Source organism: Sphingopyxis fribergensis, assembly GCF_000803645.1.
GTDB classification, from domain to species: domain Bacteria; phylum Pseudomonadota; class Alphaproteobacteria; order Sphingomonadales; family Sphingomonadaceae; genus Sphingopyxis; species Sphingopyxis fribergensis.
Map to the genome: position 1 here is coordinate 3,485,295 of NZ_CP009122.1, position 20,635 is coordinate 3,505,929.

At 65.4% G+C, this 20,635-nt stretch carries 18 protein-coding genes; 5 read left to right on the top strand and 13 right to left on the bottom strand.

Annotated features, from left to right (window positions below; genetic code table 11):
* Nucleotides 1–4 precede the first annotated feature (4 nt).
* From SKP52_RS16175 to SKP52_RS16185, 3 genes are all read left to right on the top strand, one after another.
* Entirely contained in the window at nt 5–1,183 is a 1,179-nt protein-coding gene (locus tag SKP52_RS16175) for a BaiN/RdsA family NAD(P)/FAD-dependent oxidoreductase (RefSeq protein ID WP_039576403.1), read from the top strand.
* A gap of 65 nt (nt 1,184–1,248) precedes the next feature.
* Entirely contained in the window at nt 1,249–3,114 is a 1,866-nt protein-coding gene (locus SKP52_RS16180) for a DEAD/DEAH box helicase (RefSeq protein WP_039576405.1), read from the top strand.
* Between the two features lie 204 nt (nt 3,115–3,318).
* Nucleotides 3,319–4,305: a quinone oxidoreductase family protein gene (locus tag SKP52_RS16185; protein WP_039576407.1), complete on the top strand. Its 987-nt coding sequence runs from the start codon at nt 3,319–3,321 to the stop codon at nt 4,303–4,305.
* Nucleotides 4,306–4,334: 29 nt separating this feature from the next.
* Here SKP52_RS16185 and fghA read toward each other — a convergent pair whose 3' ends face one another.
* Both fghA and SKP52_RS16195 read right to left on the bottom strand, forming a co-directional pair.
* The gene (gene fghA / locus SKP52_RS16190) at nt 4,335–5,183 is read right to left on the bottom strand and encodes an S-formylglutathione hydrolase (RefSeq protein WP_039576409.1); all 849 of its coding nucleotides are present in this window, start codon (nt 5,181–5,183) and stop codon (nt 4,335–4,337) included.
* Between the two features lie 62 nt (nt 5,184–5,245).
* Complete coding sequence (locus SKP52_RS16195) at nt 5,246–5,830, bottom strand: NAD(P)H-dependent oxidoreductase (RefSeq protein ID WP_039576411.1); 585 nt, start codon at nt 5,828–5,830, stop codon at nt 5,246–5,248.
* An 88-nt stretch (nt 5,831–5,918) separates the two neighbouring features.
* On the opposite strand from SKP52_RS16195, the gene SKP52_RS16200 reads away from it, so the two are divergent.
* Nucleotides 5,919–6,845: a LysR family transcriptional regulator gene (locus SKP52_RS16200; protein ID WP_039576413.1), complete on the top strand. Its 927-nt coding sequence runs from the start codon at nt 5,919–5,921 to the stop codon at nt 6,843–6,845.
* A 4-nt stretch (nt 6,846–6,849) separates the two neighbouring features.
* Here the strand turns inward: SKP52_RS16200 and SKP52_RS16205 are convergent, their stop codons facing one another.
* The 11 genes from SKP52_RS16205 to SKP52_RS16255 all read right to left on the bottom strand — a co-directional run bounded on the left by SKP52_RS16205 (nt 6,850) and on the right by SKP52_RS16255 (nt 19,626).
* A complete protein-coding gene (locus SKP52_RS16205; RefSeq protein ID WP_407695108.1) occupies nt 6,850–7,353 on the bottom strand; it encodes a prolyl-tRNA synthetase associated domain-containing protein in 504 nt (167 codons plus the stop codon).
* Nucleotides 7,354–7,355: 2 nt separating this feature from the next.
* Nucleotides 7,356–7,733 (bottom strand): VOC family protein, encoded by a 378-nt coding sequence (locus SKP52_RS16210; protein WP_039576415.1) that lies wholly within the window; start codon nt 7,731–7,733, stop codon nt 7,356–7,358.
* A 50-nt stretch (nt 7,734–7,783) separates the two neighbouring features.
* Nucleotides 7,784–8,677, bottom strand: a complete 894-nt coding sequence (gene purU, locus SKP52_RS16215) for a formyltetrahydrofolate deformylase (RefSeq protein WP_039576417.1) — start codon at nt 8,675–8,677, stop codon at nt 7,784–7,786.
* Nucleotides 8,678–8,794: 117 nt separating this feature from the next.
* On the bottom strand, nt 8,795–9,907 hold the full coding sequence (locus SKP52_RS16220) for an S-(hydroxymethyl)glutathione dehydrogenase/class III alcohol dehydrogenase (protein WP_039576418.1): 1,113 nt from the start codon (nt 9,905–9,907) through the stop codon (nt 8,795–8,797).
* A 525-nt stretch (nt 9,908–10,432) separates the two neighbouring features.
* On the bottom strand, nt 10,433–11,812 hold the full coding sequence (locus tag SKP52_RS16225) for an L-serine ammonia-lyase (RefSeq protein ID WP_039576420.1): 1,380 nt from the start codon (nt 11,810–11,812) through the stop codon (nt 10,433–10,435).
* Nucleotides 11,813–11,981: 169 nt separating this feature from the next.
* Nucleotides 11,982–12,596: a superoxide dismutase gene (locus SKP52_RS16230; protein ID WP_039581347.1), complete on the bottom strand. Its 615-nt coding sequence runs from the start codon at nt 12,594–12,596 to the stop codon at nt 11,982–11,984.
* A gap of 185 nt (nt 12,597–12,781) precedes the next feature.
* Nucleotides 12,782–14,350 carry a cisplatin damage response ATP-dependent DNA ligase gene (locus SKP52_RS16235; RefSeq protein ID WP_039576422.1) on the bottom strand — a complete coding sequence of 523 codons (1,569 nt, stop codon included), beginning with the start codon at nt 14,348–14,350 and terminating at the stop codon, nt 12,782–12,784.
* The gene (locus tag SKP52_RS16240) at nt 14,347–15,360 is read right to left on the bottom strand and encodes a ligase-associated DNA damage response exonuclease (RefSeq protein ID WP_039576424.1); all 1,014 of its coding nucleotides are present in this window, start codon (nt 15,358–15,360) and stop codon (nt 14,347–14,349) included. Before SKP52_RS16240 ends, SKP52_RS16235 begins: the two co-directional genes overlap by 4 nt.
* A complete protein-coding gene (locus SKP52_RS16245; protein ID WP_321164056.1) occupies nt 15,360–16,775 on the bottom strand; it encodes a UdgX family uracil-DNA binding protein in 1,416 nt (471 codons plus the stop codon). The genes SKP52_RS16240 and SKP52_RS16245 overlap by 1 nt, the downstream gene beginning before the upstream one ends.
* 8 nt (nt 16,776–16,783) lie before the next feature.
* Complete coding sequence (locus SKP52_RS16250; RefSeq protein ID WP_039576429.1) at nt 16,784–18,034, bottom strand: putative DNA modification/repair radical SAM protein; 1,251 nt, start codon at nt 18,032–18,034, stop codon at nt 16,784–16,786.
* Between the two features lie 74 nt (nt 18,035–18,108).
* Nucleotides 18,109–19,626, bottom strand: a complete 1,518-nt coding sequence (locus SKP52_RS16255; RefSeq protein ID WP_039576431.1) for a sensor histidine kinase — start codon at nt 19,624–19,626, stop codon at nt 18,109–18,111.
* Between the two features lie 208 nt (nt 19,627–19,834).
* Here SKP52_RS16255 and SKP52_RS16260 point away from each other — a divergent pair, with 208 nt between their 5' ends.
* Nucleotides 19,835–20,629 carry a response regulator gene (locus tag SKP52_RS16260; protein WP_039576433.1) on the top strand — a complete coding sequence of 265 codons (795 nt, stop codon included), beginning with the start codon at nt 19,835–19,837 and terminating at the stop codon, nt 20,627–20,629.
* Nucleotides 20,630–20,635 lie beyond the last annotated feature (6 nt).

The window sequence follows — 20,635 nt, forward strand, 5'->3', positions numbered from 1 at the left end:
CACCATGCCCGCAACCGAATTTGACGCCATCGTGCTGGGTGCCGGCGCGGCCGGGCTGATGTGCGCCGCAGTCGCGGGCGCGCGCGGGCGCCGCGTGCTGCTGCTCGACCATGCCGATGCGGTGGGGAAAAAGATCCTCATCTCGGGCGGCGGGCGCTGCAATTTCACCAATGTGAACACCGTGCCCGACCGCTTCATCTCGGCGAACCCGCATTTCGCGAAGTCGGCGCTCGCGCGCTACACGCCCGCCGATTTCATCGCGCTCGTCGAACGCCACGGCATCGCCTATCATGAGAAAACGCTGGGACAGCTCTTCTGCGACGGATCGGCGAAGCAGATCGTCGCGATGCTGCTCGAGGAAGCCGCGAAGGCCGGCGTCGACGTCCGCACGGGCCAGCCCGTGAACGATGTCACCCACACCGACGGCAAGTTCACCGTCCGCTTCGGCGACCAACATTTCACCGCCCCCGCGCTCGTCATCGCGACCGGCGGCCCGTCGATTCCCAAGATGGGCGCCACCGGATTCGCCTACGACCTCGCGCGCCAATTCGGCCTCAAGGTAGTCGAACCCCGACCCGCGCTCGTCCCGCTGACGCTCGGCGGCGACGATGTGCTGTTCCGCGAGCTGTCGGGAATCGCCGCGCCGGTCGAAGCGCGCGCGGGCAAGGCGGCGTTCCGCGAGGCCGCGCTCTTCACCCACCGCGGACTGTCGGGCCCCGCAATCCTTCAGGTCAGCAGCTATTGGCGTCATGGCGAACCCGTGACGATCGACCTTCTGCCCGATGCCCCGTCGGGTTGGCTGCTCGAAGCCAAACGCGCCCGGCCGCGGATCCCCCTTCGCGCCGCTCTGGGGGCGCTCATCCCCGACCGACTCGCCGAAACCCTCGCCGAACGCCTCGCGCTCCCCGGCGAACTCGGCGCCCAGACCGACCGCAAGCTCGCCGATGCCGAGGCGCGTCTCGCCGGCTGGATTTTCCGCCCGAATGGCACCGAAGGCTTCGCAAAAGCCGAGGTTACGGTCGGCGGAATTTCGACGGCAAACCTGTCCTCGCAAACAATGATGGCCAAAACCGTTCCAAACCTCTATGCGGTCGGCGAGGCCGTAGATGTCACAGGGTGGTTAGGCGGCTATAATTTTCAATGGGCCTGGGCCAGCGGGAACGCTGCCGGACAGGTGATTTAAGCCCATTGAGCCCCTTCTGTCGGCCTGCCACCGCACCGGTGGCCGCCTCTATTATCGAGATAAAAATGCCTTTCGAAAATCTTTCCCCCGTCCTTTCGGACGCCCTTGTCGCGCGCGGTTACGAAGCGCTCACCCCCGTCCAGACGCAAGTTAGCGAGGATCAGGCCAAGGGCCGCGATCTGCTCGTCTCGGCGCAGACCGGCTCGGGCAAGACCGTCGCTTTCGGCCTCGCGATGGGCGACGAACTGCTCGAAGAGGGCCGTATGCCCTACGCGACCTCGCCGCTCGCCCTCATCATCGCCCCGACGCGCGAACTCGCGCTGCAGGTCAGCCGCGAACTGAGCTGGCTTTATGCCAAGGCGGGCGCGCGCATCGCGACCTGCGTCGGCGGCATGGACGCCAGCAAGGAACGCCGCGCGCTCGGTCAGGGCGTGCAGATCGTCGTCGGCACCCCCGGGCGCCTGCGCGATCACCTCGAACGCGGCGCGCTCGACCTGTCGGCGCTCCGCGTTGCCGTGCTCGACGAAGCCGACGAAATGCTCGACATGGGCTTTCGCGACGACCTTGAGGAAATCCTCGACGGCACCCCCGCGACTCGCCGCACCTTGCTCTTCTCCGCCACGATCCCCAACCCGATCGTCCAACTCGCCAAGCGGTACCAGAAGGACGCGCTGCGCATCTCGACCGTCGGCCAGGACCGCGGCCATGGCGACATCGCCTATCAGGCGGTGACCGTCGCCCCCGCCGACATCGAAGGCGCCGTCGTCAACCTGCTCCGCCTGCACGACGCCGAAACCGCGATGCTGTTCTGCGCCACGCGCGACAATGTCCGCCGCCTCCACGCCAGCCTTGTCGAGCGCGGCTTCGCTGCCGTCGCCTTGTCAGGCGAGCATAGCCAGAATGAGCGCAACGCCGCACTGCAGGCGCTGCGCGACCGCCGCGCCAAGGTCTGTGTCGCGACCGACGTCGCCGCGCGCGGTATCGATCTGCCGACGCTCAGCCTCGTCATCCACGTCGAAATTCCGCGCGACGCCGAGGCGCTCCAGCACCGTTCGGGCCGCACCGGCCGCGCGGGCAAAAAGGGCACCGCGGTCATCATCGTCCCCTATCCGCGCCGCCGCCGCGTCGACGGCATGCTGCGCGGGGCACGCATCAACGCCGAATGGATGGAAGCCCCCACCGCCGCCGACGTGCGCAAGCGCGATCAGGAACGGCTGATGGAGAAACTGCTCACGCCCGTCGAGCATGAGCCCGAAGATGTGGAACTCGCGCAGCGCCTGATGGCCGAGCGCACCCCCGAAGACATCGCCGCGTCGCTGGTGCAGGCGCACCGCGCGCTGATGCCGCCGCCCGAGGATCTGATCGACAACGGCCCGCGCGGCCGCGACGGTGCCGGCCGTCCCGAGCGCGGCGAGCGGTTCGAGCGCCCGGAACGCGGCGCCGGCGGCGACCAGCGCGAAGGATTCGAGGACAGCGTCTGGTTCCGCCTCAACATCGGCCGCCACCAGAACGCCGATCCGCGCTGGATCCTGCCGCTCCTTTGCCGCCGCGGCCATGTCAGCAAGAACGAGATCGGCGCAATCCGCATCGGTCCCAAGGAAACGATGTTCAACATCCCGCGCGCGATCGCCGATCGTTTTGCCGAAGCCGTGGTGCGCAGCGCCAACGAGGATGGCGAGGACGATAGCGGCGTATCGATCACGCCCGCACCCGACGGCCCGACCTATCCGCCGCGCCGCGACAAAGCTGGGCATTCGGGCCCGCGTGACGGCGCCCCGCGCAGCACGCTCGGCCGCGCGCCCGGCGGCGACCGCGGTTTCGGCGACCGTTCGGGTCCGCGGGGCCCGCGTGGTCCGGGCGGCCCGGGTGGCAACGACAGATACAAGCCCAAACCCTACGGTCAGCGCAGCCCGCGCCGTCCGTCGAAGTAAACCGACAAGCCCTCTCCTTCAGGGAAGGGCAGCGAGAATTGCCAGCTTGCTGGCTTAGTCGCAGCGAGTGGGGTCCATCGGCCTTGCTCCACGTCGACCGACCCCACCCCAACCCCTCCCCCGACGGGGAGGGGCTTTCGTCGCTTGACCCTTGCGCCACAGCTTCTGCCGCCCCAGATGGACCGGACAGCAGGAGAGCGGCGCATGAAAGCGATCGAAGCCTTTATCGAAAGCCAGGGCGGCCCCGAGGTCATCGACTGGCGCGAGGTGATGATCGGCGACCCCGGCCCCGGGCAGGTGCTGCTCCGTCAGACTGCGGTCGGGCTGAACTATCTCGACACTTACCACCGCGACGGCACCTATCCCGTCCCGCTGCCGAGCGGCCTCGGTGTCGAATCCGCCGGTGAAGTGATCGCCGTCGGCGCCGATGTCCACGGCTTCCAGCCCGGCGACCGCGCCGCGACCTTCGGCCCCGAACGCAATGCCTATGCCAGCGCGCGCCTCGTCGGCGCGGCATCCTTGTTCAAACTCCCCGCCGATATCGACGACGAAACCGCCGCCGCCGCGCTGCTGAAAGCCTGCACCGTCGAGATGCTCATCGAGCGATGCGCGAAGGTCGAGGCGGGATCGACCGTCCTCGTCCATGCCGCGGCGGGCGGGGTCGGACTAATCCTCGTCCAGTGGCTGAAGGCGATCGGCGCGACCGTGATCGGTACTGTCAGCACCGAAGCCAAGGCGCACGCCGCGCGCGAAGCCGGCGCCGACCATGTGCTGATGTACAAGAGCGACGATGTCGCGGCGCATGTCCGCGAGATCACCGATGGTCAGGGCGTGCCGGTCACTTTCGACGGCATCGGCATGGCGACGTGGGACGTCTCGCTAAAGGCCACCGCGCGGCGCGGGCTGATCGTAAGCTATGGCAATGCCGGCGGCCCCGTGACCGGGGTCAACCTCGGCATCCTCGCGCAGCACGGCTCGCAATTTGTGACGCGCCCGACGCTGTTCGACTATTATCACCTGCCCGGCGAACGCGCCGCAGGCGCCGCACGCGTCTTCGAGATGATCGAAAGCGGCGCGGTGCGGATCACCGTTGGCCAGCGCTATTCGCTACAGGACGCCGCGCGCGCGCATGCCGATTTGCAGGCGGGGCGCACGACGGGTTCGACGTTGCTGATTCCCGAGCACAGCTAAAACCCCTCCCACGAGCGGGAGGCTAGAAGCTAGGCCTTCAACCTTTCCGCATGCCACGCGACATGCTCGGCCAAAAAGGTCGAGATGAAATAATAGCTGTGGTCGTACCCCGGCTGCATCCGGATTTCGGCTTTCTGCCCCGCCGCCTCGCACGCCTCGACCAGCAGATGCGTTTTGAGCTGCTCAGCCAGGAAATTGTCGGCCTCGCCCTGATCGACGAGCAGGTCGGGCACGCGGAGCCCCATCGAAAGCAGGGTGCAGGCGTCATAGGCGCGCCAATTCTCCCGGTTCTCGCCGAGATAATTGCCGAGCGCCTTCTCGCCCCACGGGCATTGCTGCGGCGCGACGATCGGTGAAAAGGCCGACACCGAACGAAAGCGATCCTGATTGCGCAGCCCGATCGTCAGTGCGCCATGCCCGCCCATCGAATGGCCGGTGATCGCCTGCCGCGTCAGATCGGCGCTCGCGAAATTGCGCAGCACCAAAGAAGGTAATTCGTCCTCGACGTACGAGCGCATCCGGTAGTTCTTCGCCCAAGGCTCCTCGGTCGCGTCGACATAGAAGCCCGCGCCCAGCCCGAAATCCCACGCCGCGTCGGGATCGTCGGGAACCCCTTCGCCGCGCGGGCTGGTGTCGGGGGCGATAAAGATCACGCCATGCTTGGCGCAGGCGGCGCGATATTCGCCCTTCTCCATCACATTGGCGTGGGTGCACGTCAGCCCCGACAGATACCAGAGCACGGGCAATTTAGCGCCCGGTTCGTGGTCGGGGACGAAGACCGCAAAGGTCATATCGGTGCCGGTGACGGTGCTCGCATGTTTGTACACGCCTTGCGTGCCGCCATGGCTGCGGGTGGTGGAGAGGGTTTCGATGGGCATGCCGAGCTTGTGCCGCGCGCGAGCGAACGGCGCAACCCCGCCGTCGCTGTGCCGGTGGACCGCTAGGCGGCGGCCGCGGCGATGCCCGTTGCCGGAGTCGCGGCGATGAACGCCCGCAGCGCCGCCCGATAGTCAGGCCCCGCCGCCGCCAGCTGCGCCTCGTCCAGAGCATTGGCATAATAGAGGATGTGCGGCGGATGCCAGGGCATGCCCGCGCGGATTGCGGTGGCGCGAAGCGGCGTAAAAATATCCTCGAGCGAGATCGCGATCTTGCCGGCAGGCTGGTAGTTCTCGGGGGTGTTTCCAACGGTCGCGGCCAGCATCAACGGCGTGCCTTCGAGCCGGTCACCTTCGGTTTCGGCGAAGACATAAAACATCCGCGTGAAAACGGCATCGATCCAGTCCTTCATCAGCGACGGCACCGAGTACCATTGAACGGGGAATTGGAAGACGACCCGGTCGGCGCCCAGCAACCGCTGCGCTTCGACCGCGCCGTCGGTCATCAGGTCGATCCGGCGATCGGGAAATAGCGCCGCCATGTCGACGACCTCGACGTCTTCGACCTCGACCGCGGCGCGCGCCAGCGCCGCATTGGCAACCGATTTGTCGGGATCGGGATGGAACATCAATATCAGGGTCTTGCTCATGATTGCCTCCTTGGCTTCGATGAGACGGACATGGTTCCAGACATAAAATCATTCCAATTTATATTAAATATAGTCTATTATCGACCAAATGAATTTAAGGGCGATCGACCTCAACTTGCTGGTGATCCTCGACGCGCTGCTCGACGAGGCGCATGTCAGCCGCGCCGCGCAGCGCCTCGGGCTGACCCAGCCAGCGGTCTCGGCGGCGCTACAACGGTGCCGCGCATTGTTCGACGACCCGCTGCTCGAACGGGGTCGTGCGGTCATGCGCCGCACGCCGCGCGGCGAAGGGCTTCGTGCGCCGCTGAAAACGCTGCTGGGCGAGGTCGAAGCGCTGATCGATCCGCCCGAAGTGCCGCTGGATCAGATCCGGCAATCGATCCGTATAATGATCGCCGACCAGATCGCGGCGCTGCTCCTCCCCCAATTGCTCGACCGCCTTCAGGCGACCGCACCGGGAATCGATCTCGTCGTCCGCTCATGGCGCGGCGCCGAACAGGCCTATACCGACTTGCTCAGCGGCGACATCCATCTGGCGATGTCGCTTTTCGACCGCGACGCCGAGGGGCTCGATCGCCAGCATATCCTCGACGAACATTATGTCGTCGTGATGCGTCGCGGCCATCCCGCCGCGGCGGCGTTCGACCTCGATGCCTGGCTCGCCTTTCCGCATGTCGTGGTGTCGGGATCGGGCGCAACGCGGACGCCGCTCGACGCGCGGCTCGGCGCACTCGGCTACCGGCGGCGTGTCGGGATCGTCGTCCCCAGCTTCATGATGGTGCCCGACATCCTGCTCGCCACCGATTTCATCGCGATGATGCCCGCACACGCGATCCTCGAAGGATTGCACGACCGGATCGTCGTCCATGCGCCGCCGCTGCCCGTCGACGGCTTTCCGCTCCACCTCGCTTGGGCCAGCCGGTCGCGGGGCGACCGGGGGTTGATGCATGTGACGGACGAGTTGGCCGACCTGGTCGCTGCGCGCATCGCGCCCAGACCGACAACGGCCCGGTGATCGGCTAGGCCGCGACGACCGGTATCGCCGCCACCCGCGGCGCATGTCCCCAATGGCGCAGCAGGTCGAGGATCGCCGCGCCCGACAGGCCCAGCGTCGCGGTGTTGCGGAGCGGATGGACGTTGACCGGGTCGGCAGCCGCCAGCACCGCGTCGAGCACCACGGTAACGCTCCCCGGCGGCGCATTGACCGCGGCGAGCGGCGTCACCGATCCCGGCGCGATGCCGAGCAGGCGCCGCATATCGTCAGCCTTGGCGAAGCTGACCCGTTTGCATCCGATCGCGGCGGGCAGCGCCTTCAGGTCGACGCGCGCTTCCGACGGCACGGTGACGAGCCAGAACGCCCCGCCCGCATCCTTCAGGAACAGATTCTTCGTATGCGCGCCGGGGATGGCGGCATTCACTCCGTCGCTTTCGGCAACGGTGAACACCGCTTCATGCTCGTGCGCGGCGAAGGGGATGGCGAGTGCACCAAGGTCCGCCAGCAATCCCGCTTCGCCGCGCATCATGATCACATGCGCTTGAGCGCGCAAATCTTGTTGCCGGCGGGATCGCGCAGATAGGCGAGATACATGCTGCCCATTTCGCTGGTGCGAACGCCCGGCGGGTCTTCGCAGGGGGTACCGCCATTGGCGACGCCCGCGGCGTGCCAGGCGTCGCCCTGTTCGGGCGATTCGACCGCGAAGCCAACCGTGCCGCCATTGGCATGGCAGGCGGGTTCGCCGTTGATCGGCACCGAGACGGCGAAGATGCCGGTCTTGCTCATATAGAAGAGCCGGCCTTTGGGGTCGATGACACCCTCGGGCCCGCCCAGTTCGGCGAAGAGCGCATCGTAAAATTTCTTGGACGCGGCGATGTCGTTCGCCCCCACCATGACGTGACTGAACATTTCTCTCTCCCTTTTCGTTGCGAATCGATACCGAACGTCTGCCAGCCTTGTCAGCGGAAGACCACCGTCTTGCGCCCGTCGATCAGCACGCGCTGTTCGGCGACCCAGCGCACCGCCCGCGCCAGCACCTGCGCCTCGACATCGCGGCCGATGCGGATCAGATCGTCGGTGCTGTCGCGGTGATCGACGCGCTCGACCGCCTGTTCAATGATCGGCCCTTCGTCGAGGTCGCTCGTCACGAAATGCGCCGTCGCGCCGATCAGCTTGACCCCGCGATCGTGCGCGCGGTGATAGGGTTTGGCGCCCTTGAACCCCGGCAGGAAGCTGTGGTGGATATTGATGCAGCGCCCGGCAAGCTTTGCCGACAGATCCTGCGACAACACCTGCATATAGCGCGCGAGGACCAGATAGTCGGCGCCGCCGCGCGCCATCACGTCGAGGATCGCGGCTTCCTGGTCGGCGCGGTTCGCGTCGCTGACGGGCAGATAATGGAAGGGCACGCCGTGCCATTCGGACAGCCGCCGCTGCGCCTCATGGTTCGACACGACGCCGACGATATCGATCGCGAGATTGCCGGTCGACCAGCGGTGGAGCAGGTCGTTGAGGCAATGGCTGCCCTGCGACACGGCGATGACGAAGCGCGGCTTTGCAGCGCTGTCGCTGATCCGCGCATCCATGTGGAAGCGTTCGACCACCGGCGCGAACGCGTCCTGCACCCCCGCGAGGCCTTCGGGAAAGCGCGGCCCCGCACCGCGAAACGCGACGCGCATGAAGAAACGCCCCGAATCGAGGTCGGCATATTGCTGGCTGTCGAGAATGAAGCCTTCGCGCTCCGCCAGCAGCCCGGTGACCGCCGCGACGATGCCCACCGCATCGACGCAGCTGAAGGTCAGGACATAGGGTCCGGTCAAATCGATGCTCCCGCCCAAATAGCTATCCGTCATTGCGAGCGGAGCGAAGCAATCGCCAGCAATCGTCCGTGCTCGATCGACATCTGGGGATTGCCGCGTCGCCTGCGGCTCCTCGCAATGACGATGCGGATAGGGCGAACGACAGAAACGTCAATAAACGACGACGCTCCTGATGCTTTCCCCCGCGTGCATCAGGTCGAACCCCTTGTTGATGTCCTCCAGCCCCATGACGTGGGTGATCATCGGGTCGATCTCGATCTTGCCGGTCATATACATGTCGACGATCTTCGGCACGTCGGTGCGGCCCTTGGCGCCGCCGAACGCGGTGCCGCGCCAGTTGCGCCCGGTCACGAGCTGGAACGGACGCGTTGCGATTTCCTTGCCCGCCTCGGCGACGCCGATGATGATCGAGGTGCCCCAGCCGCGGTGGCAGGCTTCGAGTGCCGTCCGCATCACCTCGGTATTGCCCGTCGCGTCGAAGGTGTAGTCGGCGCCGCCATCGGTCATCTGCACGATCGCGGCGACCGTGTCCTCGCGGCTCATGCCCTTGCTATTGAGGAAGTCGGTCATCCCGAACTTGCGGCCCCATTCCTCGCGGTCTGGGTTGATGTCGACGCCGATGATCTGGTTCGCACCCGCAAGCCGCGCGCCCTGGATCACGTTGAGCCCGATGCCGCCGAGCCCGAAGATGACGACATTGTCGCCGACCTGCACTTTTGCCGTGTTGATGACCGCCCCCACCCCGGTGGTCACGCCGCAGCCGATATAGCAGCTCGACTGGAACGGCGCGTCCTCGCGGATTTTCGCGACCGCGATCTCGGGCAGCACGGTGAAGTTCGAGAAGGTCGAGCAGCCCATATAATGGAAAATCGGCTGGCCCTTGTACGAGAAGCGCGTCGTGCCGTCGGGCATCAGCCCCTTGCCCTGCGTCGCGCGGATCGCGGTGCAGAGGTTGGTCTTGCCCGAAAGGCAGCTTTTGCACTGGCGGCATTCGGGGGTGTAGAGCGGGATGACATGGTCGCCGGGGACGACGCTCGTCACGCCCGCGCCAACCTCGCGCACGACGCCCGCGCCCTCATGGCCGAGCACGCTCGGGAAGATGCCCTCGCTGTCGAACCCGTCGAGCGTATAGGCGTCGGTGTGGCAGATGCCCGTCGCCATGATCTCGACCAGCACCTCGCCCGCCTTCGGGCCTTCGAGGTCGAGTTCGACGATCTCAAGCGGCTTTTTCGCTTCGAATGCGACGGCGGCGCGGGTCTTCATGGCGGGTCTCCTTCTCGCTGATCCCAATCAGGCAAAGCGGGCGGCAATGCAAGCATGTGATCCTCCCTGCGGCGAAGCCGTGGCGAGGGGGACCGCCGCCGCACGCGGTGGTGGAGGGGCGCCGTCGCGTCCCTTGCCCCTCCGTCAGCGCTTCGCGCTGCCACCTCCCCATCGCTTCGCGACATGGAGGATTGATCCCGACCTTAAAGCCACAAAAGCCCCGCATGCGAGCACGCAATTTGTGTCCTTTGTGGCATTAGTGGCTCGGTCGTCGGTCCTTAAGGAGACAAAAGACTCGCACGCACAGCGCAAAACTGTCTCCTTTGTCGCCTTAAGCGGAGGCGCGAATATCGACGAGGTCAAAGAGCGGGAGCACAGGCTGGCACAGCGGACTAATGTAGGAAAGCATCATCTGCCGGTGCCTTCCCTACATCGTCACCCCGGACTTGATCCGGGGTCCATGACTGCGTTGTCGCAATGGACCCCGGATCAAGTCCGGGGTGACGATGGAAAAAGGTGTCGCGCTCAACACTCCACCACGCTGACCGCCAGCCCGCCCTTCGACGTTTCCTTATATTTGTCGCGCATGTCGCGGCCCGTTTGCAGCATCGTCGCGATCACCGTGTCGAGGCTGACGACATGCGTGCCGTCGCCGATCATCGCGATGCGGCTGGCGTCGATCGCCTTGATCGACCCCATCGCATTGCGTTCGATGCACGGGATCTGCACCAGCCCGCCGATCGGATCGCAGGTGAGGCCGAGATTGTGTTCCATGCCGATTTCGGCGGCGTTCTCGACCTGCGCGTTGGTGCCGCCGAGCGCCGCGGTCAGCCCCGCCGCCGCCATCGAGCAGGCGACGCCGACCTCGCCCTGGCAGCCGACCTCGGCGCCCGAGATGCTCGCGTTGCGCTTGTACAAGGCGCCGACCGCGCCCGCGGCGAGCAGGAAGGTGCGCACCCCCGCGTCGTCGCCGCGATAGCCGCGGCGGTAGAAGCGGATCACCGCGGGGATGATCCCCGCCGCGCCGTTGGTCGGCGCGGTGACGACCTTGCCGCCCGCGGCGTTCTCTTCGTTCACCGCCATCGCCCACAGGTTGATCCAGTCCATCATCGCGAGCGGGTCGGTGAGATTGGCCTCGTGGCGGTTGCGGATGTCGTCGGCGATCTGCGGCGCGCGGCGCTTGACCTTCAGCCCGCCGGGCAAAATCCCGGTGCTGCAGCAGCCCGCGTCGATCGAAGCGTCCATCGCGCTCGCGATCGCGTCGAGCCCGTTGTTCACTTCTTCAAGACTGCGATGCGCGAGTTCATTCTCGAGCATCATTTCGGCAAAGCTCTTGCCCGACGCTGCGCCCATTTCGAGCAAATCGGCGCCCGAGGTGAAGGCGAAGGGCAGGCTCACCTCATCCTCGGCGCCGCGGCTGTTGCGTCCCGCCTCGTCCTCGTCGACGACGAAGCCGCCGCCGATCGAGAAATACATCCGCTTGGCGAGGATTTCGCCGTCGGCATCGCGCGCGGTGAAGCTGACCGCATTGCTGTGGAACGGCTGGCGCTGGCGCATCTGGAAATGCAGGTCGCGCTTGGGCTGGAAGCGCACGCGCTGGCGGCCGAGCAGGTAAAGGAAGCCTTCGCTCTCCGCGCGGTCCCAGTGCGCCTTGATCGCGGCGAGGCTGGTCGATGCGGGGATTTCGCCCGCGAGCCCCGCGACGATCGCGGTGTCGGCGGCGTGGCCCTTGCCGGTCAGCGCGAGCGAGCCGTAGAGATCGGCCTCGACATGCGCGGTTTTCGTCAGCAGCCCAGCCTCTTCGAGCCAGACGGTGAAGCGCCGCGCCGCGACCATCGGCCCGACCGTGTGCGAGCTGGAGGGACCGACACCGATTTTGAAGAGTTCGAACAGGCTGATCGTCATGGCGGCCCTATAGGTGAGGAGACAGCGTGACGATAGCGGCCAATAGCTGCCGCCAAAAATCTGTGTTCCCCCGCGAAGGCGGGGGCCCATCATCGGTCGGTGCTATTTGGAGCCCACAGGAGATGGGTCCCCGCCTTCGCGGGGACACACGGTCTTCTTCATGGGAAAATTACGCCGGATAGGTCCAGGTCGCCTCGCGCGCGAGATTCTCCGCCGCGAAGTCCCAGTTGAGCAGCTCGTCGACCACCGCGTCGACATAGGCCGGGCGCAGATTCTTGCGGTCGATATAATAGGCATGTTCCCACACGTCGATCACGAGGATCGGCTTGATGCCCGCGACGAGTTCGGTGCCCGCGTCGTGCGTGTCGGTGACCGACAGCTTGCCGTCCTTGGCGACGAGCCACGCCCAGCCCGACGCGAAATGATTGACCGCAGTTTCCTTGAGCTTCTTCTTCAAATCGTCGAGCGAACCGAAATCGCGTTCGACCGCGGCGAGCAGGTCGCCTTTCGGCTCGGTCTTCGACGGGCTCAGGCTCTCCCAATAGAAGGCGTGGTTCCACGCCTGCGCGGCATTGTTGAACAGGCCCTTGTTGCCCGACCCTTCGGCATGGTGGACGATTTCTTCAAGCGGCTTCGACGCCAGCTCGGTGCCCTCGATCGCGGCGTTGGTCTTGTCGACATAGGCCTTGTGATGCTTGCCATGGTGCGTCGCCAGCGTGTCGGCCGAGATATGCGGCTCGAGTGCGTCCTGGGCATAAGGCAGGGGAGGATGGGCGATCGTCATGGCAGTCTCCATTTTTTTATCGAGGGGTTTGCGGCCTTAAACTCGGTATTGGGGCGCGTGGTTGCAACCCTGTGACAGGGAATTTTTCTCCGTCTAACCGGCGGCTTTACAATCCTCGTCAGTTCGAGCCGGCGTCTCCACCTTCGTCATCCCGGACTTGATCCGGGATGACGAGACAGGGCAAGTTAAGTTACCATCGCTTGCAGCGCCGCGATCCGGTCGGCTTCCTCGGCGGGCTTGTCGCGGCGGATGCGCGATATGCGCGGGAAGCGCATTGCGAGCCCTGACTTGTGGCGCTTGGACGCGTGGATCGAATCGAACGCGACCTCGAGCACGAGCGACTTTTCGACCTCGCGCACGGGGCCGAAACGGTTCAGCGTGTTGTCGCGGACGAATTTGTCGAGCCACTTTAATTCCTCGTCGGTGAAGCCCGAATAGGCCTTGCCCACAGGTAGCAATTCACCCGCATCAGACCAGCAGCCGAAGGTATAGTCCGAATAGAAACTCGCGCGGCGGCCGTTGCCGCGCTGCGCATACATCATCACGCAATCGGCAGTGAGCGGGTCGCGTTTCCATTTATACCAAAGCCCCGCGCGCCGCCCCGCCACATAGGGCGCATCGCGGCGCTTGAGCATCACCCCCTCGATCGCCGCATCGCGCGCACCCGCGCGGCGCTCGGCGAGGTCATCGAAATCGCTGGCGTCGATCACTTGCGACAAGTCGAAATGGCTGTCGGCAAGGCGCGGGACGAAGGCTTCAAGCTGCCGCCGCCGTTCGGTCCACGGCAGCGAGCGCAAATCGTTGCCGTCGACCGCGAGCAAGTCGTAGACGCGTACGAACGCGGGATAATCGGCGAGCATCTTCTTCGACACGGTCTTGCGCCCAAGTCGCTGCTGCAACGCGTTGAAGCTCGCCGCCTCGCCGCCCTGCACCTCACCGCGCACGAGCAGTTCGCCGTCGATCACCGCTTCCTGATCGAACGCCGCGACCAGTTCGGGAAATGCGCCGCTGATCTCCTCGCCGCCGCGGCTATATATCCGCGTCTCGCCGCCGCCATGGACGATCTGGACGCGAATGCCGTCCCATTTCCACTCGGCGGCATAGTCGGCGAGGTCGACCGTTCCGTCGCCGAGCGGATGCGCGAGCATGAAGGGGCGGAAGAAGGCAACGTCTTTCAGGTCGGGCCTCTCGGCCCTGCCCTCGCCCCACGCAAAGAGCGGCGCATAGGGCGGCGGGATCGCGTGCCACAGCTCCTCGACATCGTCGACCGGCACGTCGAACGTCTGCGCGAACGCCTGTTTCGCAAGCCGCGCCGACACGCCGACGCGCATCCCGCCGAGCGCGAGCTTGAGCAGCGCATAACGCCCGTCGGCATCGAGGCGGTCGAGCAGTGAAGCGACGACTGCCGGGGCGTCGCTGCGGCTGGCGGCGGCGAGCGCATCGACCGCGGCCGATACGCTGAGGTCGGCTTTCGCCCCCGGCGCATCCGGCCACAGCAACGCCGCCGTCTCCGCCGTATCGCCGACGAAATGCCGCGATAGACGGAACAATTCCTCATCGACCCGTGTCGCAAGTAAGGTCCGCACCGTTCCCGCCTTCACCGCCGGGAAATCGAGGCTCTCGGTCAGCGCCGCAATCGCCCAGCCGCGATCTGGATCGGGCGTATGCCGCAAATAATCGACGATCAGCGCCAGCTTACTGTTGCGCGAACGCGTGTAGATCAGCCGGTCGATCAGGGCCGCGAAGCGCTTCACGCCTCTTCCTCCAGGTCGCGGCCGACAAGGTGCAGCGCGCGCGCTTTGCGCTGATGCAGTTCGCACCAGCGCAGCAGGCCGTCCTCGCTGCCGTGGGTGATCCAGCTCTCTTTCGGGTTCACCTCCGAAATCGTCGTCGTCAGCTCGTCCCAGTCGGCATGGTCCGAAATGACGAGCGGCAATTCGACCATCCGTTGCCGCGCGCGCTGGCGCACGCGCATCCACCCCGACGCCATCGCGGTCACCGGATCGGGCAGCCGCCGCGACCAGCGATCGTTGAGCGCCGAGGGCGGTGCGAGGACAATCTGCCCCGCCATCTCGGCCTTGTCGGTTTCCGACACGAGCCGCAGTTCGCCAAGATCGACGCCGTGTACGGCATAAAGCTGGCACATGCGTTCAAGCGCGCCGTGGATATAGATCGGCGCATCCCACCCCGCGCCGCGCAATTCGGCGATCACGCGCTGCGCCTTGCCGAGCGCATAAGCGCCGACGAGCACCGATCGATCGGGCTCGGCGCGCACCGCGCCGATCAGCTTGGCGATCTCGTCGGCGGTCGGCGGGTGGCGGAATACGGGCAGACCGAAGGTCGCCTCGGTGATGAAGATATCGCACGGCACGACCTCGAAGGGCTCGCAGGTCGGGTCGGCGCGGCGCTTGTAATCGCCGGTAACGACGATCCGCTCGCCCTGATACTCCATCAAGATCTGCGCGCTGCCGAGCACGTGCCCCGCGGGATGAAAGCTGAAGCGCACCCCGCCGCGCTCGAACCCATCCCCATAAAAAAACGCCTGATTATGGCTCGCCTCGACATCGACGCCATAACGCAGCGCCATGATCGCCAGCGTCTCGGGCGTCGCGAACACCGCGCCATGCCCGCTGCGCGCATGATCGGCATGACCGTGCGTCACCGCAGCGCGCTCGACCGGGCGCGACGGATCGATCCACAGGTCGGCGGGTTTCACATAGATGCCGCTTGGGTGCGGCTCGATCCAGGTCTTGGCCTTCGCCATCAGGCGGCGAGTTTCCGCGCGCGGATCAGGTCGGCGACGAACGCCTTGCGCTCCTCGGCGGCGCGTGTCCGATCGGGCAGGCGCAGCAGGAAGGACGGGTGGATCGTCGCGATCAGCTTCGTCCCCCCTTCCAGTTCGTGCACCGTACCGCGCATCGACTTAATGCTGGCGCTCTTGCCCGTGACCCCGCGCAAGGCGCTCCCGCCCAGCGTCACGATCAGGTCGGGCTGAACAAACGCGCGCTCCTTGTCGAGCCACCAGCGGCACATATCGATCTCGCCCGTCGTCGGATTCTGGTGCAGCCGCCTTTTGCCGCGCGGCTCGAATTTGAAATGCTTGACCGCGTTGGTGAGGAAAAGCCGCGTCCGGTCGAGCCCCGCTTCCTCCAGCGCCTCGTTCAGCACCTGTCCCGCCGGCCCCACGAACGGGCGCCCCTGCAAATCTTCCTGATCGCCCGGCTGCTCGCCGACGACCATGATGCGCGCCTGTTCCGGCCCCTCGCCAGCCACCGCCTGCGTCGCATTGCAATAGAGTGGACAACGCGTGCAGCGATCGACCGCGCGCGCCAGCTCCTCCAGCGTCCTCACATCGTCATCGAGAAGCAATTCGTCGGGCACGCGCGTCCGCCATTTGTCGGTCAAAGGGTTCGCCAAGGAAACGGCCGCTTCGCGCATGCGTTCCACCCGCGCTTCGGCGCCCGCAAGCAGCGGCGCGATATCCTGCGCCTCGGGCAGGTTCTTCCAATATTTCTTGGGCATCTCGGCGCGCATCGCGTCGACCTTGACCCGCGCGGGATTGAAGATGGCGCCATAATAGGTGCGCCATTGATCTTCGACGATGTCGCTGTCGGGCACCTCGTCCTTCGTCCCCCCGGCGCCGTAGCTCAGCGTTTCGTTCTGCCAGATCGCCCGCGCGTCGGGGGTCACGATCGCCCAGTCCATGCCGTAGAAGCGGCGCTGAAAGAAGGGTGCGGTGAGCCGCAGGATGCGATGCGTCGGCTCGAACCACGCGGCGAAACTCTCGCGCCCCGCCTCTTCACCGAGCCGCCGAAAGCGCACAAAAGCGTGCATCTTGTGCACATCGCGGCGGATCGCCTTGTCGGCCTTGCGGAGCCAGTCGACATCGGCATCGGTCGTCCGCGCGAGCAACTGCCGGTCGCGCGCCGCGCGCCAGACGATGCGGTAGAGCCGCGCCGGAACTTCGGCGTCGCGGTGGCAGATCACCCGCTCGGCGATTTCGAGCAATTCGCGCGGCAGCGACACGGCGGCCGCAGGCGCCGCCACCGTCTCGTCGCCGAACAGCGACGCGCCCTGCTCGCTCCCCCGCCAGCTCACATCCTCGGGCGCCACCCCGCCCGCGAGCAAGCCCCGCGCCGCGCTCCGCCACTCGGCGAAATCGCCGGGATGGGCCAGCACGACCTCCCTCACAGCGCGAGCGCCAGTTGCTCCGCCGGCGGCGCGAAACGGGCGCGCAGGTCGGCGCTGTCGGTGAGCTTCCCCGGCCGCCAATCCAGCGTGACGATAAACGGCAAGACCTTCTTCACCGACGCGGTCAGCTTCGCGAGATCGCCCAGACGCAGCTTGCCGAGCCGCCGCGCCGCGACGATCCGGTCGACCGCCTTCGTTCCCAGCCCCGGTACGCGGAGCAGCAATTCGCGCGGCGCGCGATTGATGTCGACCGGGAACGCCTCGCGCCGCATCAGCGCCCACGCGAGCTTGGGATCGATGGAAAGGTCGAGCATCCCCCCGCTCGCCCCCTCCATGATCTCGGCGCGCTCGAAGCCGTAGAAACGCAGCAGCCAGTCGGCCTGATACAGCCGATGCTCGCGCATCAACGGCGGGCGCACCGGCGGCAGGTCGCTGCTCGCGTCGGGGATCGGACTGTATGCCGAATAATAGACGCGGCGCAGCTGATAGCCCGAATAGAGGTTGGTCGCGGTCTTCAATATATCGTCGTCGCGCGACGCATCGGCCCCGACGATCATCTGCGTCGATTGCCCCGCGGGCGCGAAGCGCGGCGGCATCGCCTTGCCGATCAGCCGGCTCTTCGCAGCGTCGATCGCCTCCTCGGCGCCGACGCGCACCGACGCCATCGTCTTGCGGATCGTCTCGGGCTTTTTCTCGGGCGCGAAGCTCGACAGCCCCGCCTCGGTTGGCAGCTCGACATTGGTCGAGAGGCGATCGGCATAAAGCCCGGCGAGCGCGATCAGCGCGGGATCGGCCCCCGCGATCGTCTTCAGATGGATATAGCCGCCAAAACGATGTTCCTCGCGAAGGATGCGCGCGACCTCGACCAACTGCTCCATCGTATAATCTTCGGAGCGGATGATCCCCGACGAAAGGAACAACCCTTCGATATAATTACGCTTGTAGAAATCGAGCGTCAGCGTGACGACCTCCTGCGGACTGAAGCGCGCACGCTCGACATTGCTCGACGCGCGATTGATGCAGAAACGGCAATCGTAAACGCAAAAATTAGTGAGCAGGATTTTCAGCAGCGAAATGCAGCGCCCGTCGGGGGCATAGCTGTGGCAGATGCCCATACCCTCGGTCGAACCGATGCCCTTGCTCGCCACCGAATCGCGTTTCACCGTCCCCGACGACGCGCAAGACGCGTCATATTTTGCCGCATCGGCGAGTATGCTCAGCTTTTCCAGAATCGGTTTGGCGGACATGACCCATGCCTAGCACGGGAACATAGCAAGAACAAATCGGCCCGTCGCGTTTACGCGACAAAATTTGGCCGCCTTTACGCCTCGCGCCATTTGGCGGGCAGCGCAATTTCGCACACCAGCCCCGTCGGCTCCCAATGCCGCTCGATCGTGCCGCCCAGATTGTTACGCACGCTGCGCTCCATCAGCAGCGTCCCGAAACTGGTGCGTTCGGGGGGACCGATCAACCCGCCGCCCTTTTCGGTCCAGGTCAGGTGGAACATCCGCGGCTCGCTGCCTTCGGGATCTTGCGACCAATCGACCTCGACCCGCCCGCCGGCCTCCGCCAGCGCGCCATGCTTGACCGCGTTGGTCGCAAGTTCGTTGAACACCAAAGCCATCGCGACCAGCGCATTTTCGGGCAGCAAAAGATCGGGGCCCGACCAGCGGATGCGCGGAAAGGCCGCCTCGACCTCGCGCATTAGCGCGTGCATCGACCCGGTCATGAAATTGGCGCCGAGCAGCACATTTTGCGCGCGGTTGAGCGCGTCCAATCGGCTGCTGATCCGCTCGACATAATCGTCGACGTCGCGCGCGGCGTGACGGGTCAGCGAGATGATCGCGCTGACCGTCGCGAACAGGTTGCGCATCCGGTGATGCAATTCGCGCATCAACAGATTGGCATTTTCCTGCCGGCTTTTCTGTTCGGTGATGTCGATGCTGACCCCGGTCAGGACCGCTTCGTCGGCATGCATGTCCCAATCGCCGCGGTTTGCAAGCCACCGGACGCCGCGTTCCGGATGCTGGACGCGGTGCTCGACGGCGTAAGGCGCGGCCGAAGCGACCGATTCAGCGAGCGCTTCCCGCACCATGGCAAGGTCGTCGGGATGGATGCGAGCGAACACCGCATCACTGTTTGTCAGCGCTGTTTCAAAATCGCTTCCCCACAATTCCGCCGCCGCCCCCCGCCATTGCAGCGCACTCGTCCGGCTATCGTAGCGCCAGGCGGCAATAGCCGAAAAATCGAGCGCACGCTCTAACGTCCGTCGCGCCTCGTCGCGTTCGGCGCCGATCCGGCGCAGATCGGCCTCGGCCATGATAATCGCAGCAAAATCCTCAAGGCGTCCGATATCCCGATCGTCGAGGCCGCCGCGTTCCTTGCGATCGATCACGCATAATGTTCCAAGGATGGCGCCATTATACGCGCGCAGCGGCACCCCGGCATAAAATCGAATAAATGGATCGCCGGTGACCAGCGGGTTATCCCGAAAGCGCTCATCACCGAAAACGTCGACGATCACGACGGGGCGATCCTCAGCTATGACATATTGGCAAAAGCTCATCTCGCGAGGCGTTTCGGCCACTTCGAGCCCATAGGAGGATTTGAACCATTGTCGGCAATCGTCGACGAGCGAGACCAACGCAATCGGCGCATCGTAAAGGTCGGCGACCATCTTGGTGACCCGATCGAACGCCGGTTCCGGATCGGTGTCCATGATCCGATATTCGCGAAGCGTGTCGAGACGCAGGCGCTCGACCTGGTCCGGACCTGTATGACTTCCGTCCGACAAATCTTGCCCCTCGTTGCCTTTCGATGCTGTGGGCCGCTCTGCCATGAATATGGTCCCTAAAAAAGTCTGTTCCCGCCGGAAAGCAAAAGTGGAGTAATTCCACTCACTTACCGACGCCTTCTGTGCGTCCCGGCTGACTCTACGCACCGCGACGGGACAAGTTGCAGGCGGCGATCACGCATCTTTTGACTCGGTATCGCGGAACCGGCACAGCCAGGAATGCGTATGTCGGGCACATGAGGGAGGACTTTGAATGACATTGGGTGAAGAGCTTCGCGGACATCTTCCCTTTCTGCGCCGCTACGCGCGCGCGTTGACGGGCAGCCAGCAACATGGCGACAATTTCGTGCATACCACGCTGGAAGTGATCGTCGCGGCACCCGATGAATTCCACAGCGGCGACGGCACCCGGATCGACCTATACCGCAATTTCCATCGTATCTGGGAAAGCGCCTATATCGACGAAGGCGAAGACGCCGACGAAGGCGAACACCCGCTCGTTCGCGCCGCCCACCAACGCCTTGTCCAGATCACTCCGCTCGGTCGGCAGATCCTGCTGCTCACCGCGCTCGAGGGGTTTTCGGTCGAGGAGGCCGGGTTGATCACCGGCACCGACGGCGAAACCGTCGAAACGCTGCTCGCCGATGCGGTCGGCGAACTCGACCGCGAATCGCGGACCTCGGTTCTGATCATCGAGGACGAGCCGCTGATCGCGATGGAACTCGAACAGATCGTCCGCGACCTCGGCCACAGCGTTGCGGGAATCGCGACGACGCATGAGGATGCGGTTGCGGCGTTCGAGGCGACCGACGCCGGCCTTGTCCTGGCCGACATCCAGCTGGCCGACGGTTCCTCCGGAATCGATGCGGTGCAGGATATTTTGGCGATCGCCCCGGTGCCCGCGATCTTCATCACGGCGTTTCCCGAAAGGCTGCTCACTGGCGGCCGTGTCGAGCCGACCTTTCTGATATCGAAGCCGTTCCGCGAAAACACCGTACGCGCGGCGATCAGCCAGAGCCTTCTCTTTACGCCGCAGCTCGCGGCCTAAGAGGAG